Origin of the sequence: Pedobacter sp., from assembly GCF_035566355.1 — a bacterium.
Classification (GTDB): domain Bacteria; phylum Bacteroidota; class Bacteroidia; order Sphingobacteriales; family Sphingobacteriaceae; genus Pedobacter.
This window is the reverse complement of the sequence record NZ_DATMRL010000299.1, coordinates 1-7,623: the sequence shown is the minus strand read 5'-3', so window position 1 is coordinate 7,623 and position 7,623 is coordinate 1. Positions and strand designations below refer to the sequence as shown.

Annotated in this window: 8 protein-coding genes and 1 pseudogene; 4 read left to right on the top strand and 5 right to left on the bottom strand. The window is 38.6% G+C overall.

What is annotated here, in order from left to right:
* Together VNZ46_RS11890 and VNZ46_RS11885 are read right to left on the bottom strand one after the other, a co-directional pair.
* Positions 1-278 (bottom strand): annotated as a pseudogene (locus VNZ46_RS11890) (hypothetical protein); the annotation flags it as partial.
* Positions 279-342: 64 nt separating this feature from the next.
* Positions 343-564 carry a hypothetical protein gene (locus tag VNZ46_RS11885; RefSeq protein ID WP_325560356.1) on the bottom strand — a complete coding sequence of 74 codons (222 nt, stop codon included), beginning with the start codon at positions 562-564 and terminating at the stop codon, positions 343-345.
* A 168-nt stretch (positions 565-732) separates the two neighbouring features.
* Between VNZ46_RS11885 and VNZ46_RS11880 the strand changes: the two genes are divergently transcribed.
* The 4 genes from VNZ46_RS11880 to VNZ46_RS11865 all read left to right on the top strand — a co-directional run bounded on the left by VNZ46_RS11880 (position 733) and on the right by VNZ46_RS11865 (position 4,836).
* Positions 733-939 carry a cold-shock protein gene (locus VNZ46_RS11880; protein ID WP_108550585.1) on the top strand — a complete coding sequence of 69 codons (207 nt, stop codon included), beginning with the start codon at positions 733-735 and terminating at the stop codon, positions 937-939.
* Positions 940-993: 54 nt separating this feature from the next.
* Complete coding sequence (locus VNZ46_RS11875; RefSeq protein WP_325560355.1) at positions 994-1,830, top strand: SDR family oxidoreductase; 837 nt, start codon at positions 994-996, stop codon at positions 1,828-1,830.
* 37 nt (positions 1,831-1,867) lie between these two features.
* Complete coding sequence (locus tag VNZ46_RS11870; protein ID WP_325560354.1) at positions 1,868-3,265, top strand: MBL fold metallo-hydrolase; 1,398 nt, start codon at positions 1,868-1,870, stop codon at positions 3,263-3,265.
* Between the two features lie 209 nt (positions 3,266-3,474).
* Complete coding sequence (locus VNZ46_RS11865) at positions 3,475-4,836, top strand: OmpA family protein (RefSeq protein WP_325560353.1); 1,362 nt, start codon at positions 3,475-3,477, stop codon at positions 4,834-4,836.
* 72 nt (positions 4,837-4,908) lie between these two features.
* Here VNZ46_RS11865 and VNZ46_RS11860 read toward each other — a convergent pair whose 3' ends face one another.
* From VNZ46_RS11860 to VNZ46_RS11850, 3 genes are all read right to left on the bottom strand, one after another.
* On the bottom strand, positions 4,909-5,349 hold the full coding sequence (locus VNZ46_RS11860; protein WP_133781077.1) for a response regulator: 441 nt from the start codon (positions 5,347-5,349) through the stop codon (positions 4,909-4,911).
* 97 nt (positions 5,350-5,446) lie between these two features.
* A complete protein-coding gene (locus VNZ46_RS11855) occupies positions 5,447-6,502 on the bottom strand; it encodes a sensor histidine kinase (protein ID WP_325560352.1) in 1,056 nt (351 codons plus the stop codon).
* A gap of 193 nt (positions 6,503-6,695) precedes the next feature.
* Positions 6,696-7,623 (bottom strand): L-histidine N(alpha)-methyltransferase (locus VNZ46_RS11850; protein ID WP_325560351.1); only part of this gene is annotated, 928 nt, incomplete at its 5' end.

Genomic DNA, 7,623 nt, shown 5'->3' with positions numbered 1-7,623 from the left:
CCGCTCGAAGATGAACTTGTAGCTACCCCGTTTGAAGCAGACGCCTCTCTTTGCTCAGAAAGCAGCAAGGTTCTTTTTTCCCTTTTTTCTTCCGCGATCTGAGCAAGCCTTTGCTCTTCTTGCTTTTTGGCTACTTCAGCTTTCTTAAAACTGTCAAGCCTTAGACTATCTTTTACCATTTTTATGGCAACCTGTCTTGCTTCTTCTTCCTTCTGCTTATTGCTGCAAGATGCCATCACTACAGCAGTAAGTAATACAATTGATATTATCCTTTTCATTGTTTTGCGTGTTAGTTTAACAATAGATTAGGTATTGTAACAAAATAATGCCAAATCTTTTCTTTTACTTATTCATGATAGAATTCTCCTCTTCAAAACCGGCCCTGTCTATACGATCTTCCTCCCCATCCGGATTGTGAGAAATCCAGTCATTATCGCTGTTCAAGCTATTATACAAGGGATTAGAAGAATGATCTGCATCTAATCCAAGGTTTTCTTCACCATCTTCCTGACCTGCGATTGTATGCTTTATATTTTTTTTTCGAACCAGATTTTGCTTTTTCATAATCAACCTCCTTATCCTATATACTATACAATTCTAAACTGCTATATAGATAGGAACAAATGGTATAGGTAAAAGGTTTGCCTCAATAATGATCAAAGCAATTTCACCAGATTGCGATATTCATTTTTATTTCAGTACTTTCACGTCAAACTATATATAATAATTAATATGCGTAAAACAGGAAAAGTAAAATGGTTTAATTCTTCAAAAGGCTTCGGCTTTATCACACCGGAAGAAGGAGGCAAAGATATATTCGTGCATTTTTCTGCTATTGCAGGAGATTCTTTCAGAGAGCTAAATGAAGGAGACAGTGTAGAGTTTGAACTTAATGATGGTAAAAAAGGACCTGAAGCCTCAAACGTAACCGTTCTATAGTCATACTATTTTTAAACCATTCAGGGGTTTGCTTATGCATTGCCCCTTTTTCATATGCAATCCTCCCAGGTAAAAACAATTAGTATTTTAGGTTGTGGCTGGTACGGCCTTCCACTGGCAAAAGCACTACTGGCCCAAGGCTACCATGTCAAAGGTTCAACTACAAGCCCGGATAAATTAAGTTTATTGACCGAATCAGGTATTGGCGCTTACCTGTTGAATCTTGATCCAGGAAATTCCATCGACGCATCAGATTTTTTCAAATCAGATCTGTTGATCGTCTGCCTTCCTCCAAAGAGAAACTCCGATCACCTTCTATCCTACACTAGTAAAATATCAAAAATTGCAGATTTCGCTATACAATATAAAATAGCGCAAATTTTGTACATCAGCTCGACATCTGTTTATCAGGAAGAGAATCAGATTGTCGATGAAGACACCATTCCCAGACCACAAACACCATCTGCACAACAAATACTCCAGGCAGAACAACTATTAAAAGGCACAGCATTCTTCGAAACCACAATTATTCGTTTCGGTGGTCTTATCGGACCGGATAGACTCCCTGGACGCTTCTTTGCTGGAAAAAAAGCCATACCCAACGGAAGGGCACCAATTAATTTAATCCACTTAACAGATTGTATTGGCCTTACACTGTATATCATTAAGAATGGTGCATTTGGACAACTGTATAATGCCTGCTGTCCTGATCATCCGGAAAAGCAAGTATTTTATACGGAAGCAACCCGAACTTTAAATCTTGCCCTTCCAGAATTCATTAACGAACTCAGGGAGTGGAAAATTATTTCTACTATTCAAGTCCCTAATTCTCTTGAATATAGCTACAAAGTAAACAATTGGATGAAATGGCTTAGGGATAATCCTAATTAATTTAATATCTTGGAGATTGTTTTAGGATATAACGCATATGAAATTAACGATTTGGGGAGCTGCACAACAGGTAACTGGGAGTATGCATCTTCTACAAACTGAAACTTATAATATATTGATTGATTGTGGGCTGGATTATGAAAAAGATACCTTTCAAGAAGAAAACGAATATTTTCCTTTCGATCCATCAAGCATAGATGTTGTCATTTTAACCCACGCTCACATCGACCACTCCGGTAATTTACCAACCCTGGTACGCATGGGCTTCCAGGGACAAGTACTTTGTACACCACCTACTGCCGATCTTACGGAAATACTATTGCTTGATTCTGTAAATGTATTTTTAAGCAAACAACAACGAACACACCGAAAAAAAGGAAGAAAACAAAGCTCAGGTCCAAAACCGCTCTATCTTCAAAAACATGTAATGGACACGGTAGAACGCTTCGTTACCGTTGCGTTCCATAAAACCTTCAATATCACAGATCAAATCTCTCTGCAATTTATACCCGTTGGTCACTTACTGGGTGCAGCAGCAGTGATACTCACAGTAAAAGAAAATGGAACAGTAAAGAGAATAGCCTTTACAGGTGATATCGGTAGAAAAAACTATCCTGTGCTTGTAGATCCCGAGCCTTTACCAGAAGTTGACTATCTGGTTTCAGAATCGACCTATGGAGGGAAACTACATAGTACAGGTACCACGCTCGAAGAGAGGCTGATTGAAACGATAAATGAAGCCTGCGTTAAATTTCCTGGCCGGCTTATTATACCCGCATTTAGTATCGGCAGAACACAATCTCTTGTATATACCTTAAATAAGATATTCACCAAAGGTTTACTTCCTCCGGTAAAGATATTTGTCGACAGTCCCCTTGCCATCACAGCCACAGACATCTACCGTAAGCATCATCAGTTGGTGAATGAAGAATCAAAAGAGTTCTACACGAGCCATGGAGATGAATTTAAATTCAAGGAACTCTCTTATGTAGAAGAAAAAAGAGAAAGTATCTCCATATCCAATTATCATGAACCCTGTATCATTATCTCCTCTGCTGGAATGCTTGAAGGGGGACGCATTCAGGACCATCTGTACCATAACATCCAGAATTACTATTGCACCATATTATTCATTGGTTATTGTGCCAAAGGAACTTTGGGAAATCGTTTATTACGGGGAGACCCAATTGTCCGCTTAAGAAACCGCGACCTGATGGTCTATGCAGGCATTAAGCAAACGGATCTCCTGAGTGGACATGGGGATCATAACGACCTCGTCAATACGGTGAAATCTCAGGATCCAGCAAAATTAAAAACGGTGTTTCTTGTTCATGGAGAAGAAAAAAGCCTGTCGAGTTTATCTGAAGCACTGCAAACCGAAGGGTATCACGTGATCATCCCCCAGAAGGGACAGACATTTGACTTGTCAAGCTAAAAAAGTTGTTTTGTAGCAAATACTATACATTTTTTTCGCCAAAGCGGGGAATTCAACTCCATCACCCAAAATTGGCATCTCCAAATTAACACACTGATAATTAAGCAATTTAGCCAAAAATTAAGTTAAAATCGCTTTTGGCAGGGTTATTACTTATGGTTAGTCAATCCAGTATATTATTGGATCATTAATATCTAACTATAAAAAAGATGAACTCAAAAATTACAAAATCGGCAATGATATTATCCTTAGTAGGATTATCTACAAGTCTGTTTGCGCAGGACACACCAGCTGATTCCACAGCGCGCTTCTCTAAAAAAGATTTTCGTACCTGGTCAATCGGTCTAAACGGTGGTATGCTTACGCACTACACTCCTTTCAACGGAAGAAGTAATGGAGATTATAAAACACCACAAGAAGCCTGGGGTTACGGAGGTTACATTAAGAAACAAATTACTCCGGGATTTGGTATCCAGGCAGACTTTTTAGCTGGTAAAGTAAAAGGAATGAGAAGTAATGACCCTAGTTTATCTACTGCTCAAAGTGATGCGTCACACTTCGTAACGCGTATTGACTGGTCTGCAGCTGTTAAAGGTAATTTTACTTTAGCTAACCTAAGCATGAATAACAAACGCAGTGTATTCTCACCATATGTAACTGTAGGTGCCGGATATATGTCTTCAAGCGCAAATGTTGATTATGCTATCGCAACAGGACCGACAGCGGGTGCAGCTCAAAGTGAAGGCTATAAAGAAAACTGGTTTGTACCAGTAGGTGCAGGTTTTAAAATCGGAGTAGCAAAAGGCCTGAATATTGATTTAGGTTACGATGTAAACTTCATGAAATCCAAAACATTTGATGGATACAATGGAGCAGCCAACGACAGATTCTCTTATGCACACGCTGGGGTAGAGATTGCTTTGGGTAAAAAAGGTACTTCTCAATTGCAAAACTACAGTGCTATCGCTGCTTTGCGTGAAGAAAGTGCTGCAGAAAGCGCTGACCTGAGAAGAGCTTTATCTACTCAGGAAGAAAATGCTAGAAGAGACAGAGAAGCATTGGTTGCAAAATACAATCAGGAAATGGGTGATGATGACGGTGACGGTGTAGCCAACAAATTTGACAAATGCCCTGGAACTCCAGCTGGAACAGTTGTAGATGGTGCAGGTTGTCCATTAGTAGCGCCTAGACAAATCATCAAAGAAAAAGTAATCGTAACTGAAGCAGATCGTAAAGTAGTAAGCGAAGCGATTAAAAACCTGGAATTTGATTTGGGTAAGGCCACCATCAGAGCAAAATCTTACCCTACGCTAAATAAAGTTGCAGCTTTATTGGTAGAGAAAAACTTTAGCTTGAAACTTGCTGGTCACACAGACAATACTGGCTCAATGGCAACTAACCTACGTCTATCTAAAGAAAGAGCAGAAGCCATCAGAACTTACCTGGTAGCACAAGGTGCCAATGCATCCAGAATTGAAGCAACAGGATATGGTCCAAACCAACCAATTGCAACAAACAAAACTGCTGCAGGTCGTCAGAAAAACAGAAGGGTTGAATTCACTTTATATTAATCCTTAATAGTTTGAATAAAAAAGAGAGGCTGGTTCTTGTGAACCAGCCTCTCTTTTTTATTCAAACCTTTTTTAAACTTCAGAATCCAGTTCGAAGTACTTGCTCGCTATTTTGCTAAAGGAATCCCTGGTTAAAGGTTTATGCATAAAAGTTACAATCTCATTGTCTTTTGCAGCCAGTTCCTCATCATCGGGATTTAAGGAAGTGGTTAGCATAATCACTACTATTTTTGCCCGCTTATAAAGATCAAGTTTTTTATATTCCTTCATAAACTCCCAGCCATTCATACCAGGCATATTGATATCAAGAAATATAATCCCAGGTTTTATCTCCGCCTCTGGTTCTTCTCCCTCATACATAAACTTCAAATACTCCAAGGCTTCAAAAGCCGAAGAAATCGCCTTCACATCAACATCAATATTTGAGGTTTGTACTATTTTACGGTGCAAAAAATTTGTCGACATCTCATCATCCACCAATAAAACACGGTCCAAATCCTTATATTTTTTCATTCTACTTATTTATCTCAACCCTGAAACACGGGATCTCAGGAAATTATCACATTCTATTTTGTATTTCAATTCTTGCGCAAGGCTACTAAAACAAAGATTAAAGCAAGTTTAAAGTAAAATGGAAAGAGCTTCCATTTCCCGGAGAAGATTCTACAGAAATTTTTCCACCATGCAGTTCAGTAATTTTTTTACAATGTGCTAAACCGATCCCATTCCCTTCATAATCTGTTCTGTTGTGGAGTCTTTGGAAAATTACAAATATCCTTTCCTTAAAACGATCTTCTATACCAATTCCATTATCAGTTACAGAGAACTGCCAGCCTTGTCTGGTAGGTTGCGCAGAAATCCGAATCACTGGAGGAACTTCCTTTTTTCTGAATTTAAGCGAATTACTGATTAAATTTTGAAAAAGCAATCTCAATTCAGTTGCGAAACCTTTAACTACAGGCAAATTCCCGCAAATTATTTTTGCTCCGCTTGGCTCGATTACAGAAAAAAGATCAATCTTTACTTCCTCAATCAATGCATTACAATCCACCATTCCCACTTCTTTTTTCTTACCCAAACGCGCGTAATCAAGTAAGCCCTTAATCAAACTTCTCATCCGCTCTGTAGATTGAGCAATGAAACCAAGATACATTTCACCTGTAGGATCGATTGTACCAGAATATTCTTCCTTCAGCAAATCAATAAAGCTACTGACAGTCAGCAATGGCTCCTGAAGATCATGGGAAGCGATATAAACAAACTGTTCAAGTTCTTTATTCTGGATTTCCAGCTTTTGCATATATTTTTCAATCGCAGTTTGCGTATTGAATTTTTCTGTGAGATCTCTGGTTATTTTAGAAAAACCAATCAATTCCCCATGGTCATCATAGAGTGCAGTAATCCGAATACTCCCCCAAAACCGAAGACCATTTTTACAAACCCTCCAACCCTCGTCTAAAGCTTTACCATTTCTTATGGCTTCATCGATCATCTTCTCAGGTTTCTGGCTAATGATATCTTCCGGAGTATAAAAAATCCGGAAATTCTTACCTAAAACTTCATTTGAAGTATAGCCTTTGATTTTTTCCGCACCCGCATTCCAGCTATCAATATTTCCTTCTCTATCCAAAAAAATGATGGCATAGTCATCTATGTCCTCAAACATTTTGGCAATATGAAATGAGTCTGCAGCAGGATGCATTTTAGGATCAATTATTATTAAGTGTTGTAATAAGCTTTTCAAATTCCAAGCCAATCAAAACTTAACTACATTTAATCCCCTGTCCTCGTATCCGCCTGGCCACACAGAGAAAAAAAATCCCATTTTTACCCAAATCGGGGCATTAATTAAACAATTATTACTCGCACTGCCATAGCGTATCAAGAAACCAGTGCCTGGAATCAAAGAAATGATTAACAGGTTTAAAGCCAGATTTAAAAGCCATTAATTCGGTCTCCTCAACGCTGTATTTCTGAGAAATTTCCATAGAAATATACTCATCCTTTCTAAAAGTAAATACCCTCCCTTCAATACAGACTTCCTGTTCCACAAGGCTGATCAGGTAACTCCTGCAGGCTCCGGTTGCAGGATCGTAAGAAGGATAATGATCAAATTGTTCCAATGCAAAATTACCACCCAGTTCCCGGTTGATCCTGCTCAGCAGGTTCAGGTTAAAGGCTTTAGTAAAACCTTGAGCATCATTATATGCCTTTCTGATTATATCGGGATGTTTTTTCAAGTCAAAGCCGATCAGTAAGACATCTCCTTTTTGTAAATAGGACCTCAGTTCCCTGCAAAACTCAAGAGCGGCATCTGTTTCAAAATTCCCGATAGTACCTCCTAAGAAAAGAATAACCTTTCTTTTAGGTGAAATCTTTCTGGCATGTGTAAGCATGTCAAAATATTCCCCATTCAAACCTTTCACCTTTAATCCATCTATTTCCTCAGGTAATTTCTTTTCCAAATGCCCGATCATATCTGCGGAAATATCAATGGGCATATAAGTAAAATCAAAATTTTGTCTAAGCATCTCTTTTAACAAATAACTGGATTTAGTTGCATCTCCTGCACCCATTTCAATCAGATCAAAAGTATCAAAGCCGTTTTTGAGTACCGTAGCCAACTCTGCAGTCTTATGCTGAAAAATCTCCAGTTCACAATTCGTTGGGTAGTATTCCTCACAATTCATAATTTGCTGAAAAATCCCATCCCCGGCATGATCGTAGAAATATTTTGAATTCAATCGCTTTGGGGTTTCTCCAAGATCATGGAGTACATCTTTTAAA

Coding starts and splice junctions, on each gene's coding strand:
- VNZ46_RS11865 (WP_325560353.1), top strand. CDS start 3,475: ATGAACTCAAAAATTACAAAATCGGCAATGATATTATCCTTAGTAGGA.
- VNZ46_RS11870 (WP_325560354.1), top strand. CDS start 1,868: ATGAAATTAACGATTTGGGGAGCTGCACAACAGGTAACTGGGAGTATG.
- VNZ46_RS11855 (WP_325560352.1), bottom strand. CDS start 6,502: ATGTTTGAGGACATAGATGACTATGCCATCATTTTTTTGGATAGAGAA.
- VNZ46_RS11880 (WP_108550585.1), top strand. CDS start 733: ATGCGTAAAACAGGAAAAGTAAAATGGTTTAATTCTTCAAAAGGCTTC.
- VNZ46_RS11885 (WP_325560356.1), bottom strand. CDS start 564: ATGAAAAAGCAAAATCTGGTTCGAAAAAAAAATATAAAGCATACAATC.
- VNZ46_RS11860 (WP_133781077.1), bottom strand. CDS start 5,349: ATGAAAAAATATAAGGATTTGGACCGTGTTTTATTGGTGGATGATGAG.
- VNZ46_RS11875 (WP_325560355.1), top strand. CDS start 994: ATGCAATCCTCCCAGGTAAAAACAATTAGTATTTTAGGTTGTGGCTGG.